Source organism: Thermophilibacter provencensis, assembly GCF_030372065.1.
GTDB lineage: Bacteria > Actinomycetota > Coriobacteriia > Coriobacteriales > Atopobiaceae > Thermophilibacter > Thermophilibacter provencensis_A.
Map to the genome: position 1 here is coordinate 14888 of NZ_JAUDEA010000011.1, position 12860 is coordinate 27747.

The 12860-nt window shown below is 64.5% G+C and carries 13 protein-coding genes and 1 pseudogene; 1 reads left to right on the forward strand and 13 read right to left on the reverse strand.

Annotated elements, in window-relative coordinates:
* Positions 1-83: 83 nt before the first annotated feature.
* Positions 84-995 (forward strand): hypothetical protein, encoded by a 912-nt coding sequence (locus QUW25_RS07500; RefSeq protein ID WP_289511589.1) that lies wholly within the window; start codon positions 84-86, stop codon positions 993-995.
* A 6-nt stretch (positions 996-1001) separates the two neighbouring features.
* On the opposite strand, the gene pflA is transcribed toward QUW25_RS07500, so the two are convergent.
* From pflA to QUW25_RS09990, 13 genes and pseudogenes are all read right to left on the reverse strand, one after another.
* The gene (gene pflA / locus QUW25_RS07505) at positions 1002-1814 is read right to left on the reverse strand and encodes a pyruvate formate-lyase-activating protein (RefSeq protein WP_289511590.1); all 813 of its coding nucleotides are present in this window, start codon (positions 1812-1814) and stop codon (positions 1002-1004) included.
* A gap of 146 nt (positions 1815-1960) precedes the next feature.
* Positions 1961-2209 carry an autonomous glycyl radical cofactor GrcA3 gene (gene grcA3, locus QUW25_RS07510; RefSeq protein WP_289511591.1) on the reverse strand — a complete coding sequence of 83 codons (249 nt, stop codon included), beginning with the start codon at positions 2207-2209 and terminating at the stop codon, positions 1961-1963.
* A 111-nt stretch (positions 2210-2320) separates the two neighbouring features.
* Entirely contained in the window at positions 2321-4408 is a 2088-nt protein-coding gene (gene pflB, locus QUW25_RS07515; RefSeq protein WP_289511592.1) for a formate C-acetyltransferase, read from the reverse strand.
* A 234-nt stretch (positions 4409-4642) separates the two neighbouring features.
* Entirely contained in the window at positions 4643-5203 is a 561-nt protein-coding gene (locus tag QUW25_RS07520; RefSeq protein WP_289511593.1) for a GtrA family protein, read from the reverse strand.
* A gap of 27 nt (positions 5204-5230) precedes the next feature.
* On the reverse strand, positions 5231-7735 hold the full coding sequence (locus tag QUW25_RS07525) for a glycoside hydrolase family 3 C-terminal domain-containing protein (protein WP_289511594.1): 2505 nt from the start codon (positions 7733-7735) through the stop codon (positions 5231-5233).
* A gap of 278 nt (positions 7736-8013) precedes the next feature.
* Complete coding sequence (locus QUW25_RS07530) at positions 8014-8784, reverse strand: DUF1295 domain-containing protein (RefSeq protein WP_289511595.1); 771 nt, start codon at positions 8782-8784, stop codon at positions 8014-8016.
* Positions 8784-9677, reverse strand: coding sequence for an SDR family oxidoreductase (locus QUW25_RS07535; protein ID WP_289511596.1), 894 nt, complete (start codon positions 9675-9677; stop codon positions 8784-8786). Before QUW25_RS07535 ends, QUW25_RS07530 begins: the two co-directional genes overlap by 1 nt.
* Before the next feature lie 25 nt (positions 9678-9702).
* On the reverse strand, positions 9703-9870 hold the full coding sequence (locus tag QUW25_RS07540) for a hypothetical protein (RefSeq protein ID WP_289511597.1): 168 nt from the start codon (positions 9868-9870) through the stop codon (positions 9703-9705).
* Positions 9871-9893: 23 nt separating this feature from the next.
* On the reverse strand, positions 9894-10829 hold the full coding sequence (locus QUW25_RS07545; RefSeq protein ID WP_289511598.1) for a flavin reductase: 936 nt from the start codon (positions 10827-10829) through the stop codon (positions 9894-9896).
* A complete protein-coding gene (locus QUW25_RS07550) occupies positions 10826-11377 on the reverse strand; it encodes a TetR/AcrR family transcriptional regulator (RefSeq protein WP_289511599.1) in 552 nt (183 codons plus the stop codon). Before QUW25_RS07550 ends, QUW25_RS07545 begins: the two co-directional genes overlap by 4 nt.
* 235 nt (positions 11378-11612) lie before the next feature.
* The gene (locus QUW25_RS07555; RefSeq protein WP_289511600.1) at positions 11613-12251 is read right to left on the reverse strand and encodes a DedA family protein; all 639 of its coding nucleotides are present in this window, start codon (positions 12249-12251) and stop codon (positions 11613-11615) included.
* 125 nt (positions 12252-12376) lie between these two features.
* Positions 12377-12652, reverse strand: coding sequence for a type II toxin-antitoxin system BrnA family antitoxin (gene brnA / locus QUW25_RS10015; protein WP_436317683.1), 276 nt, complete (start codon positions 12650-12652; stop codon positions 12377-12379).
* A pseudogene (locus tag QUW25_RS09990) lies at positions 12627-12827 on the reverse strand (BrnT family toxin); the annotation flags it as partial. The gene brnA and the pseudogene QUW25_RS09990, both read right to left, overlap by 26 nt.
* Between the last annotated feature and the right edge of the window lie 33 nt (positions 12828-12860).

Sequence of the window (12860 nt, forward strand, 5' to 3'; positions counted from 1 at the left end):
TGACGACGCATCCCCTCGACAACGCCCCCCGGGTACGGGGATAATCGGACGGAGAGACAGACAGGCCGTCGGAAAGGGGCTTGATGATGACTTCCGCTGTTCGCTCGCTTTGTCTGAGCGCCTGCGCCCTTGTTGCCGCCTCCTCCATGACCGTTGCCCTTGCGGGTTGCGGTCCCACGCAGTCCTCGCCCCAGGGTGAGGAGGGCTCCCAGGTTGTCGAGCCGAGCGGTCAGGGCGAGGCCGACGACGCCCCCGCAATCGCCTCATCCTTCATCGCGGAGGGCAACGGCTTTACGATCGAGGTGTTTGACCTCGCGGTCGACGAGAATGGCTGCGGCGTGGCGTCCTTCTCGCTCACCAATCCCGACGGGCTCCTTGGCACGCTGGGAGCCTCCGGCGAGTTTGTCCCGGAGGATGGCACCGCGTCCGGTCTGGATGCGGTCCAGCTCCGCGTGGGGGCGGAGGGTGCGGCAAACGCCCGCTATGCGATTGACGAGACCGCCACGACGGGCACCGCGCTGGGCGGGACGGTGTACTTTGACGCGCGCGGCCCGGAGGCTCTCTCAGACGGGTTGGCTTGGGTTCTGACCTGGCACGAGGGCGAGGGCGATGACTACGCGGGCTTTGAGGGCACCGCCGACGCCTTTGTCCCCGAGAGCGTGACGAGCTCAACAGCCCTTTCGGACGAGACGGGTGCCACGGGCTCCCTCAGCGCCCTCGGCGTTGTGATCAATGCCGGCGTGAATCCCGAGGAAGGTCAGTTTGTCGACGGGCGGGTGTCGCTTCAGCTGACGGACGGCTCAGAGGTCGTTGTCTACGGCGACGAGGGAGCCATGTCGGCCACGCAGTCAGCCCGCGCGGACGGCTCCTCGTCCTACGCGTTTGCCGAGAAGGTCGACCCCGCCTCGGTGGCGAGCGTCACCCTCGAGGGGACCCGCCTCGGGGCGAACGGCGCCGAGCAGGCGGAGACGCACGTGCTCAGGCCGAGTGCCTAGCCGCTCCTACCTCCCGCGCTCTGCGCGACGCTGGGCGCGGGCTCGCAGGGCTATCGTGCGGAGCTCCTTGGCGCGCGCGGCGTCCATGGCCTTGACGCCCTTGAGCGGATACTTGATGTCGAGCTTGTCGTATTTGACCTTGCCCATGGTGTGGTAGGGGAGAAAGTCGAGCCCTACGACGTTGTCCCAGTTTCCGATGATGCGGCCCACTGCGGCGCACTCCTCTTCCGAGTCCGTGAGGCCGGGGACGACGACATGACGGATGAGGGTGGGGATGCCCCTTCGCGCAAGCTCGTCGCCGAGCTCGAGGGCGTGGCTCGCCGGCATGCCGCAGAGCGTCTCATGCAGGGCGGGGTCAGACGTCTTGATGTCGAGAAGAACCATGTCCGTGGCATCGAGAAGGGCCGAGAACCGCTCGGCGTGCTCGGCGGAGAACATGGCCGCGGAGGTGTCCAGGCAGGTGTGAATGCGTCCGGCGGGCGCCTCGTGGGCGGCGCGGAAGAGCGCGGCAACAAAGTCGGGCTGTGCCATGGGCTCGCCGCCTGTGACGGTGATGCCGCCGCTCTTGTAGAAGGGGCGGTTGCGCTCGTAGCGCTCGAGCACCTCGCCCACGGTCATGCTGGTGCCGGGACCGGTCCCGTCGGCGCGCGCGAACTCCCAGGTGTCGGGGTTGTGGCAGTACTGGCAGCGCATCGGGCACCCCTGGCAGAACACCACGAGCCTCGTGCCGGGGCCATCCACGGTCCCAAAGCTCTCGATGGAGTGCAGTCGCCCAACTACGTCAACGTCACGAGTTCGACTCTTTATATCGACAGTCACTTTCGCACCTTCCACCCGAACCTGTATGCAACCATGATAGACAGAGCGGGCGGGGAGGTTGCTGAGCAAAGTTTCTGAGCGCCAAAGACGCGAAGCACTTTGCGAAGCAACCTCCCCGCCCGCCTTACAGACAGGTCAGGTTGACCTTACATCGCCTCGTGGAAGGTACGGGAGATGACGTCGTCCTGCTGCTTCTTGGTGAGGGAGTTGAACTTCACCGCATAGCCGGAGACACGGATGGTAAGCTGGGGGTACTTCTCGGGGTGGGCCTGGGCGTCAAGCAGGGTCTCCTTGGTGAAGACGTTGACGTTGAGGTGGTGGCCACCCTCCTCGACATAGCCGTCAATCATGCCGACGAGGTTGTCAACCTGCTCGGGAGCAACAGTGGCGCTCATGTGAGTTCCTTTCTCGTATGGGTCGCCCCGAATGGGGCGACCCTCTCTGTCTCACACAGTGTAGCCGATAATTGGCACTAATCCAGTGACAATTATCGAATTCCCCGAATGTTAGCAGCAGCCGCAGTCCGGGGCGGGGTTCTCGATCTGGATGTCCACGCCAAGGGCGTCGAGGTCAAGCTCGTCAAACATGACGGCATCGCTCTTGCCGAGGGCGTTGGGCACGATGGAGAACGTGTTGGAGATGCCGTCCTGGGCGTCCTTGAACGGAAGCTTGGCGACGGAGGCGAGCGACGCCACGGCGCCGTGGGTGTCGCGACGGTGCATCGGGTTGGCGCCCGGGGCGAAGGGCTCGCCGGCGCGACGGCCGTCGGGCGTGTTGCCGGTGGCGTTGCCGTAGACCACGTTCGAGGTGATCGTGAGGATCGAGGTCGTGGGCACGGAGTTGCGGTAGGTGTCGGTCTCGCGGACGTACTTCATGAAGACCTCGACCACGTCGTGGGCGATCTGGTCCACGCGGTCGTCGTCGTTGCCGTACTTGGGGAACTCGCCCTCGACCTCGTAGTCGGTGACCAGGCCGGTCTCGTCACGGATGACCTTGACCTTGGCATACTTGATCGCGGAGAGGGAGTCGGCCACGACGGAGAGGCCGGCGATGCCCGTGGCAAACCAGCGGTGGACGTGCTCGTCGTGCAGGGCCATCTGCAGGCGCTCGTAGCAGTACTTGTCGTGCATGTAGTGGATGATGTTGAGGGAGTTGACGTACACCTCGGCCAGCCACTGCATCATGTCGCGGTACTTGGTGATGACGTCGTCGTAGTCGAGGTAGTCGCCCTCAACCGGACGGAACCTCGGGCCGACCTGCTCGCCGGTCTTCTCGTCGCGGCCGCCGTTGATGGCGTAGAGGAGGCACTTGGCGAGGTTGGCGCGGGCGCCGAAGAACTGCATCTCCTTGCCGATGCGCATGGAGGACACGCAGCAGGCGATGGCGTAGTCGTCACCGTGGTAGACGCGCATGAGGTCGTCGTTCTCGTACTGGATGGAGCTCGTGGTGATGGAGATCTTGGCGCAGTAGCGCTTGAAGGCCTCGGGGAGACGCGTGGACCACAGCACCGTGAGGTTGGGCTCGGGGCTGGTGCCCATGTTCTCGAGGGTGTGGAGGTAGCGGAAGGCGGTCTTGGTGACCATGGAGCGACCGTCGACGCCCATGCCGCCGAGGGACTCGGTGACCCACTGCGGGTCGCCGGAGAAGAGCTCGTTGTACTCGGGGGTGCGGGCAAACTTGACCATGCGGAGCTTCATGACGAGGTGGTCGATGATCTCCTGTGCCTCGTCCTCGGTGATGACGCCGTTCTTGAGGTCACGCTCGGCGTAGATGTCGAGGAACGTGGAGTTGCGGCCAATGGACATGGCGGCGCCGTTCTGCTCCTTGACCGCGGCGAGGTAGCCGAAGTAGAGCCACTGGACGGCCTCCTGGAAGTTCTTGGCCGGCTTGGAGATGTCAAAGCCGTAGATCTTGCCGAGCTGGTTGAGCTCCTGGAGGGCGCGAATCTGCTCCGCGAGCTCCTCGCGGTGACGGATCGTGGCCTCGTTCATGGTCTTCTGCGTGCCGGCGTGCTCGGCCTTCTTCTCCTCGATGAGGCGGTCGACGCCGTAGAGGGCAACGCGGCGGTAGTCGCCGATGATGCGGCCGCGGCCGTAGGCATCGGGCAGGCCGGTGATGATGTGGCTGTGACGGCACGCACGCATCTCGGGCGTGTAGCAGTCAAAGACGCCGGCGTTGTGGGTCTTGCGGTAGTTCGTGTAGATGTTCACGATCTCGGGGTCGACCTCGTAGCCGTTCTGCTTGCACGCGGCCACGGCCATGCGGATGCCGCCGTTGACCATGAGGGCGCGCTTGAGGGGCTTCTCGGTCTGAAGGCCAACGATCTTCTCGAGGGGCTGATCGATGTAGCCCGCGGGGTGGGAGATGATCGTGGAGACGAGGTCGGTGTCCATGTCGAGGACGCCGCCCGCCTCGCGCTCCTGGGCAAAGAGGCCCATGACCTCGTCCCAAAGCTTAACGGTGTTCTCCGTGGGGCCGGCGAGGAAGGACTCGTCGCCATCATAGGGGGTGTAGTTCTTCTGGATGAAGTCACGAACGTCGATCTCGTGCTCCCAGTTGCCACCCACAAAGCCCTGCCATGCTTCCTGACTCACTGCTCACGCTCCTTAGACGTGGTCGTTGCGTAGCCGTTGGCGTAACGGCGCCCTTAAAATTACCAGACTTGTGGAGCGTTGATGGTGAGAATGAGTTAGACAGGGTTTACACCGCGCAATTTTCACAGCTCAATGTATGTGGCGAGAAGCGCATTGCGCCAAAAAAGAGAGGGCGTCACCGTACGGGTGACGCCCTCGTTGGGGGAGGCGCTAGGCGGGGAGAAGTGGGAGCGCCTACGCCTCCTTGGGCTTGGCCTCGCCCTCGGGGAAGATCTTTTTGTTGACGAAGAAGAAGACCACCATCGAGATGCCGCCGTTGAGCACCGTGGTGCCGATGTTGTAGATCCAGTCGGGCACAAACATGCCGGCCACGGCGACCCAGACGCAGTTGATGGAGTTCACGATGCAGGTGATGATGATGAACGCCACCAGGTACCAGGCGATCTGCGGGCCGATTTTGCCCTTGGAGCGGAAGACGAGGCTGCGCTGAATGGGGAAGTTGATGCACTCGCCTATCACCATGGCGACCATGTAGGCGCAGAAGTAGGCAAGACCGCCGTGCGCCTGGTCATAGCCCAGGATATTCCACTGGAAGGTCTCGCCGAACAGCGTCACCGGGATGCCGGGCCAGCCGAAGGACGCGTCGCCGAGAAAGGCAAAGGCGGAGGGCAGGAACGTGAGCATGAGGTACTTGAAGACCGTGATCACGTTGGAGACGATGACGAAGAGGCCTCCCTCGCGGATCCAGGTGGCGGCGGACGGGTGCTTCTCGGCGAAGCTGCTCCAGAAGTTCATGGGCGTACTCCTTACGTGAGGGTCTGACTAGCGCCTGCGCGAGGCGGCATCGATCTTCTTGGCGAGGCTGGCGTTCTGAATGAGGTTCATGACGAGGGCAAAGAGGATGGGCACGGCGATCCACAGCACCCAGAGCAGGATGCCGATGCCCACGCCCCAGCCCAGAGCGAGGGAGAGGGCAAGAAGGACGACGCCGCCCCAGCCAAAGCCCTTGACCTCGCGAACGAGGGCGTCAACCACCGCCATGTCCACCATGCCCCCGGTCATCTTGGCAATGGCCCTGAGCGGCATGTTCCAAATGAAGAGCACGTTGAGGTTGGGGTGGCCGGAGCGGTCGGCCACGCTCTTCATGGCGCGCAGCACCGCCCACACGAGCAAGAAGATGAGGGAGCGCCCGCGATTGAGGTCGCGGAAGCAGATGTTGCGGTCAACCTGGGTCTGGCCGTCGGGGATGGCGTGGCCGAGAAGGGCGGCGAAGTGGGCGTCGTCAACGGAGAGGACGTCAGCCTTCTCGTAGGGGGTCACGTCGACGCCCTCGTAGGGGTTCGGCGCCCCCGTGCCCGCAACCGTGACGGTGCCAACGAGGCGGATGTCGCTCGCGGACGCGCCGACGCGCAGCTCGTAGGTGCCGCCCTCGACCTCCCAGCGGTTGGTCTTGACGTTGAAGTAGCGGAAGGCCTTGTCGTCGAGCTCGATGCTGACGGTCTTGGACTCGCCGGGCTCAAGCTGGACCTTGGCAAAGCCCTTGAGCTCCTCCTCGGGGCGGAAGACCTTTGCGCCGGGCAGCGCCACGTAGAGCTGCGCGACCTCCGCGCCGGCGACCGTGCCGGTGTTGGTGATCGTGAAGCTCACGCCCTTCTCGGTGGACTTGATGCCCGAGTAGGAGAAGGTGGTGTAGGAGAGGCCGTAGCCAAACGGGAAGGCAACGTCCACGCCCGCCGTCTGGAAGTAGCGATAGCCGACGTAGAGGCCCTCGCGGTACTCCGCGCTGTGCTCGTCGGAGGGGAAGCTGGCGGAGGAGGGGACGTCCGCGAGGCGCTTGGGCCAGGTCTCGGTGAGCTTGCCCGAGGGGCACGTGCGCCCGGTCACCACGTCGAGCGCGGCGCCGGCGCCGGCCTGGCCGCCGAGGGCGCAGTAGAGCACCGAGCGCGCGTCTGCCATCCAGTCGCTCTCCACGCAGGAGCCCGCGCTGAGGAGCACCACCACGTTGGGGTTGACCTCGGCGACGGCGTGCGCGAGCTCAAGCTGGTTCTCGTTCATGCGCATGCTGAGGCGCTCGGCGCCCTCGGACTCCGCGATCTCGTCGAGGCCGAGGCAGAGCAGGATAACGTCCGCGCTCTTTGCAAGGTCGAGCGCCGCGCTGCGCTTGGAGGGGTTCTCGCCGCCGTGGCGCTCGAAGCCGGGCTCGTAGCCTACGAGGTCGAGGTCGGTCTCGCCGATGAGGTCGAGCAGGCTGTCCACGCGGGTGCAGTTGACGGCGGAGGAGCCGGCGCCCTGGTAGCGCGGAGTCTTGGCAAAGTCGCCTATGAGGGCGACCTTGGTGCGGGCGGGCAGGGGGAGGAGGTCCTGCTCGTTCTTGAGCAGGACGCAGCCGGCGGCGGCCGCCTCGCGCGCAAGCGCGTGATGGGCGTCGACGTCAAAGGTCTTGGGTGCGCCCTCCACGGCCTCACGCGTGGAGAGGGCGAGCTCGATCGCCTCGTCGACGCGCTCGTCGATGTCGCGCTCGGAGAGATCGCCCCGCTCGACGGCGGCCATGAGCTCGCGCACCGAGCCCAGGCCGGGCGCGGGCATCTCGTAGGTGGAGCCCGCCGCCACGCCGGCCGCGTGGTCGTTGGAGCCGCCCCAGTCGGTGACGACGGCGCCGTCAAAGCCCCACTCGTCGCGCAGGATCTCCTTGAGCAGATGCTCGTTCTCGTTGGCGTACGTGCCGTTGACGAGGTTGTAGGAGCTCATGATGGTCTTGGGGTCGGACTCGCGCGTGACGATCTCAAAGCCCGTGAGGTAGATCTCGCGCAGCGTGCGCTCGTCAAGGACGGAGTCGGACGCCTGACGTCTCGCCTCCTGGCTGTTGACGGCGTAGTGCTTGGGGCAGGCGCCGATGCCGTTGGACTGGACGCCGCGCACAAAGGCGGCGGCCATCTTGCCGGAGAGGTACGGATCCTCCGAGAAGTACTCAAAGTTGCGGCCGCAGAGGGGGTTGCGCTTGATGCAGAGGCCGGGCGCCAGGAGCGTGGCCACGCCCTGCGCTGTTGCCTCCTGGCCCATGGCGGCGCCCACGCGCTCCTCGAGCTCCTCGTCCCAGGTGTTTGCCATGGTAACGGCGGTGGGGAAGCACGTTGCGGGGTCGGAGCCGTTGAGGCCGAGGTGGTCGGCCGCGCCCGCCTGGTGACGAACGCCCGAGGGGCCGTCGGAGAACTCGACGACGGGGATGTCCAGGCGCTCGTTGGGCCAGGATCCAAACGTGGTGGCGCCCTGGAGCAGCGCGCACTTCTCGGCGAGCGACATCCGGGCGATCAGCTTCTCGTGTTTCATCTTCACACTCCTCTGGCCGAGTCTGTTGCGTCAGATGATACGAGGGGGCGCGATGCGCCCTGCCTGGCTGTCACAATCGGCTTCAAATGAGACACGATTGGCACTCGCCGCTACCCGGCGGTCTGTCAAATGGGGACGTGTTTTTTCTCTCAGAGATTCTGGGACAGGTCTGGGGCGCGCCGGGAGGCGTGCGCACAAAAGCCCCTCCCAAACCTTCATTTTGGCGAGAAGAACGTTGGTTTGGAAGGGGCTAACTAACGGGGGACGAGCCCGGTCGTCTACCAGACGAACGGGATGATGAGCTTGGTGCGATCGGCGTACTCGCGGTACCTGAGGTCCTTGCCGTAGCGCGCCTCGTGACCCTTGGCCATGCGCCGGGCGCCGTCGAGCATGATGAAGACGATGCAGACAAAGCCGACGAGCGCCATGGCCCACTGGCCCACACCGGTAAGGCTCGTCACTCCAGCAAGAAGAACGCCCATCCAGAAGAGCATCTCGCCCAGGTAGTTGGGGCAGCGCACGAGCCTGAAGAGCCCCTCGGTGGCGACCATGTCCGGGTGCGCGGCCTTCTGGGCACTCTTCTGCTGGTCGGCCACGGCCTCGATCACGGCACCAACGGCCATGACCACGACGCCCACCCAGAGCACCGCGTCATCGGGCGTGCCGTTTGCCAGGCGCAGGTGCAGCCCCGCGGTCTCGCAGACGTAGAGCGCGCCCATGAAGAGCCACGCGAGCGCCTTCACAAAGACGGGTGGCTCCTTGCCCACCTTGGTGGCGAGCACCTTGCGGTAGGCGGCGTTGCCCATCTCGCGCCGCCACAAAAAGACACCCAGGCGCAGCCCATAGGCAAGGCAGACGAGAAGCCCGGCGACGAGTCCCGGCGTGAGCGCGTTGCCGGCGATGCCCGCCCCGGCAACCAGGCAGGCAAGCGCGATCGCTGCCACCGCAAGACCGTAGCCGATCGACATGAACCACACGAAGCGCTTGAACCCCATGCAGCAGGCCACGAGGGCAACGCAGAAGAGCGTGCCGATAAGAACCCAGTTCATCAGCGCTCACCGCCCTTCTCGGCTGCTGCCTTGGCGGCGAGCTCGGCCTCGATCACGGGCGCGTAGCTCTTCTCGGCGATGTACTCCTTGAAGCTGCGGCCGGGAACCTCGGTGTTGCCCACACAGTCATTGAGCAGCGTGAACTTGGAGAACTTGAGCACGTCGGACTTGCCCTGCGCCTTGATCTTGGGGAGCATCCCCAGCACGTCCATCATGAATGCCGGCACGGTCTTGACCGGGCCGTTCGTGACGCCGTCGGCGTTGTAGAACATCTCGGCGATCTGGCGGTAGGTGTAGGTCTCGGTGCCGCCCACGAAGTAGGTCTTGTTCTCGTCGCGCATGGTCTTAAGGATGAAGCCCGCAAAGTCGCGCGTGTCGATGACGTTGGCGCGCGGCTCAAAGCCACCCTTGGTCTTGAGGAGCTGCACGCTCTTTGACTTGATCATGGGCCAGAAGACGTGCGCGATGTCGTAGAAGTAGCCGGTAGGACGCCAGATCACGTAGGTGAGGCCGGATGCCTTGAGCGCCTCCTCCAGCATGAACTTGCTGTGGACCATCGGGATGCCCTCGCCCTTGTTGGCGTTGATGACGGAGACGTAGCCAAAGTGCTTGACGCCCGCCGCCCGCGCCGCCTCAATGAGGTTGAGGTTTCCCTGGTAGTCGATGTCGTAGTTGGTGAAGCGCGTGGAAGCGCCGGTGAGGCCGACGGTCGTGATGACCACGTCCGCCCCGTCGCAGAGGCCCTCCAGGGTCTCCGGGCGCGTGACGTCGATCTGACGCGTCTCAAAGCGCGAGGCGTCCACGTCTGCGGGCACGCGCGTGACGGCGTCTGCGGCCGCGATCTGGTGGTCGGTCGCGCAGAGCGCGCAGGATGTCGGAGCCCAGCTTGCCAAAGGCTCCCGCGAGAACGATCCTCATCTACTTGACCTCCTTCGGGCTCGCTGCGTGGAGCATGAGGGTGCCCCAGAGGAAGCAGGCCATCGACAGTGTGTTGGTGAGCTGGGCCACCCGGTGCATGGAGCTCGAGTCGTCAAACTTCGCCCCGAGGTAGCCCATGCCGAGTATGAACACGAAGGCGAGCGACATCGCGACGGTGATGCCCCCGCCCGTTAGCGTTTGTCCTTCTCGGCGCGGCGCTTGTCGTTGATGATCTTGACGTGCTCGTCGGTGATGAGCGTGACGTCGTTCTCCTTGGCCCAGGCCACGCAGCCGTTGAGAACGGTCTTGAGGAACGGGCGCGGTACCTTGACGAAGTTCTTGAGCGCCTCGTCGGTGAACTTGACCGTATCGTCCGCGCGGTTGGCGGCGTAGCGGATGGACTCGATGTCCACCTCCTTGGGGGCGGGGATGGGCTCGGCGATGGGCTTGGCGAGCTTGGGGAAGCGCGTGTACCAGAAGTTGGTGGAGTCGCGGTAGCCGTAGTCCACGGGCACGGGCGGGAAGCTGTTCTTGGTGACGCCGTTCACGATGGCGTCGTAGTAGCGCTCCTTCATGAGAATCTTGTCGATGTGCAGGATGAAGTGGGCGCCGTACTTGGACGTGATGCCGTTGAAGTCGTTGTAGGGGCCGGGGTGGCCGTCGTCGATGTCCTCCACGCGGAACTTGTCGGCGCCCTCGAGCTCTGCCGCCCAGGTGCACTCAAAGACCTGGAACGCGGTCTTGATCACGGGCGGGCGGTTGGGGTCGTTGGGGTCCGCCTGGCCGGGCTCCATCTCAAACTTGAGGTCGCCCATCTTCTCTGACGAGGGCCCGGGGAAGCCCAGGCGCACGGCCTCCTTGAAGCTCTCGCGGTCGTCGGGGATGAAGTTGAGGGCACACTTGTGCGTGCGGAGCAGGTTTGCGCAGGTGTTTGAGGTGTTGCGGCATTCCAGCAGCATCGCGTAGCGGTCCTTGCCGGCAATGTAGTACGGGAAGCACAGCGAGTACGAGCCAATGTTGAGGCTGCCGTCCGGGTTCATGGTGGAGATGCACACGGTGGGCATGGGGAAGAAGGCGGACGTCTGGTAGAAGTTGTCCACGATCCTCAGGTCCTTGAAGCTGCTCATGAGTTCCTCCTTGTGGGGTTGGAGGCGTCCAGGGCGGACGCCAGCTTGCCAAACTGTTGCGCGCCGAGCTCGGGGTCCACCGAGCAGGCGAGAAGTGCCTCGGCAATGACGCCTGCGGCCTCAGCGAGGTCTTCGCGACCGCAGCTGGAGACGACCGTCCCTATGGGTGCCGCGATCTGGGAGCGCAGCTCGCGGTGGAAGCGGGCGACGTAGCCCGTGACGGGCACGCCGTCGTACTGCTCCCAGACGTGGCGGTAGCGTGCCGTGAAGCCATCGAGGACGCAGCAGAGCTCGGTGAGGCCGGGCGCGAGCGAGGTGGCCTCCTGGGCGGCGCGCTCCATGTCCTCGATGACGTGCCTCCAGTCGGCGAGCGTGATGGTGGCGATGATCTCGTCCTTGTCGGCAAAGTGGTTGTAGATCGTGCCGGGGGAGACGTTGCAGCGCCGCGCGAGCTCGCGCATGGAGAGGGCGCGGTAGCCCTCGGTGCGCAGCAGCAGATCGGCCTGCTCGAGGATGCGCTTCCTGAGGTTGGGGATGAGCTTGGGCATGGCGCCCTCCCGCGTCGCAGAATTTATCTGAACGCGTTCATTTTAGGGATATGACGAAATTGTGCAAGGAAAGCATGGGGATGCCGGTGTAGAAAGCCCCTCCCAAACCAACGTTTCAGCAGGTGGAATGTAGGTTTGGGAGGGGAGAAGCGCAAAAGCCCCTCCCAAACCTTCGTTTTGGCGAGAAGAACGTTGGTTTGGAAGGGGCTACTGATGACGCGGGCGGTGCGGCTCGCTACTTCCGGGCGCGCTGCTCTCGGATGGCGGGCAGGACGCGCTTGACCACCCAGACGGCGGCGATGACCACAACGAGCGCGATGATGACGTACTTGACGATATCGGACACCCACTCCGCCCGCTCCGTGACGGTCTCCCAGGCGCTGCCTGCCGCGGCGCCGAGCGAGCAGAGCACGGTGTTCCAGACCGCGGAGCCCACGAGCGTATAAAGCGAGAAGCGCACGACGTTCATCTTGGCCGTGCCGGCGGGGATGGAGATGAGGCTGCGCACGACGGGAATGCAGCGGCAGATGAGGACCGTCACCTGGCCCTTGCGGTCAAACCAGTCCACGGCGCTGGAGATATCCTCCGGCTTGAAGCCAAGCAGGCGCATGGGCTTGGTGCCAAAGAAGGCCATGAGGCGCTCGCGCGAGAGGATGCGGCCCACGCCGTAGAGGATGTAGGCGCCCGTGATGGAGCCAATCGTGGCCGCGATGATCACGCCCGGGAGCGTGAGGTCGGTCGTGGTGGTGAAGAAGCCGGAGAGGGGGAGGATGAGCTCCGAGGGAATGGGTGGGAAGACGTTCTCAAAGAAGATGAGAAACCAGACGCCAATGTAGCCAAACTGGCTGATGAGGTTGGTGAACGTAGCCTCCATGGGGCTCCTTTGTCCCGACGACGGTGCGCGTCAATTATCCCCATCTTTTTGTGTCTGCCAAGAAATCCAACTATTGCACAAAAGTTGGGGAGGGAGGGCACGTCCGGCGCCGAGTGAGGTGCTCGCTACGCCGTCACGCCCCTGCGCCTGGCAGCGCGGTCGTCCTCCTCGTCCATGCGCTCGACGAGCCACACCTTGATGAGCGACTGCCTCGTGACGCCATAGCGCGCGGCAAACGCGTCGAGACGCGCGATGGTCCCGTCGCCCATGTCAAGCGCGACGCGCCTGCACTGTTGCTTTCCAGGCTGCTCAATGGTTGTTACGTCAATGTATCTGGTGATGTCTTCGCCGGAATCGACCAAGGCATCGATATCTTCAGCGCTGGGCGTTGATTCTGTCATAGATGCCGGCCTCCTTTATGGTTGCTCGTCTCACTGAGATGATACGCGTCGCGGCGCCGCGCGGCGTCGTAGCAGCAAGCCAAATCGCGCCAGCATATCTTGCCAGGATGCCAAAACGACGCTCCCCGGAGTTGGAGAGACGAAACTCAACTCGGTCGCCGTCTCTCCAGAGCTCTCTGGCTTCGCGAAGCTAATACCGTGTTTCCTG

Bases quoted from the DNA above. Each gene is read 5' to 3' on its own strand.
- brnA (WP_436317683.1), bottom strand. From the start codon at position 12,652: ATGACAGAATCAACGCCCAGCGCTGAAGATATCGATGCCTTGGTCGAT.
- QUW25_RS07555 (WP_289511600.1), bottom strand. From the start codon at position 12,251: ATGGAGGCTACGTTCACCAACCTCATCAGCCAGTTTGGCTACATTGGC.
- grcA3 (WP_289511591.1), bottom strand. From the start codon at position 2,209: ATGAGCGCCACTGTTGCTCCCGAGCAGGTTGACAACCTCGTCGGCATG.
- QUW25_RS07530 (WP_289511595.1), bottom strand. From the start codon at position 8,784: ATGAACTGGGTTCTTATCGGCACGCTCTTCTGCGTTGCCCTCGTGGCC.
- QUW25_RS07520 (WP_289511593.1), bottom strand. From the start codon at position 5,203: ATGAACTTCTGGAGCAGCTTCGCCGAGAAGCACCCGTCCGCCGCCACC.
- QUW25_RS07500 (WP_289511589.1), top strand. From the start codon at position 84: ATGATGACTTCCGCTGTTCGCTCGCTTTGTCTGAGCGCCTGCGCCCTT.
- QUW25_RS07525 (WP_289511594.1), bottom strand. From the start codon at position 7,735: ATGAAACACGAGAAGCTGATCGCCCGGATGTCGCTCGCCGAGAAGTGC.
- QUW25_RS07540 (WP_289511597.1), bottom strand. From the start codon at position 9,870: ATGTCGCTCGCCTTCGTGTTCATACTCGGCATGGGCTACCTCGGGGCG.
- QUW25_RS07545 (WP_289511598.1), bottom strand. From the start codon at position 10,829: ATGAGCAGCTTCAAGGACCTGAGGATCGTGGACAACTTCTACCAGACG.
- QUW25_RS07550 (WP_289511599.1), bottom strand. From the start codon at position 11,377: ATGCCCAAGCTCATCCCCAACCTCAGGAAGCGCATCCTCGAGCAGGCC.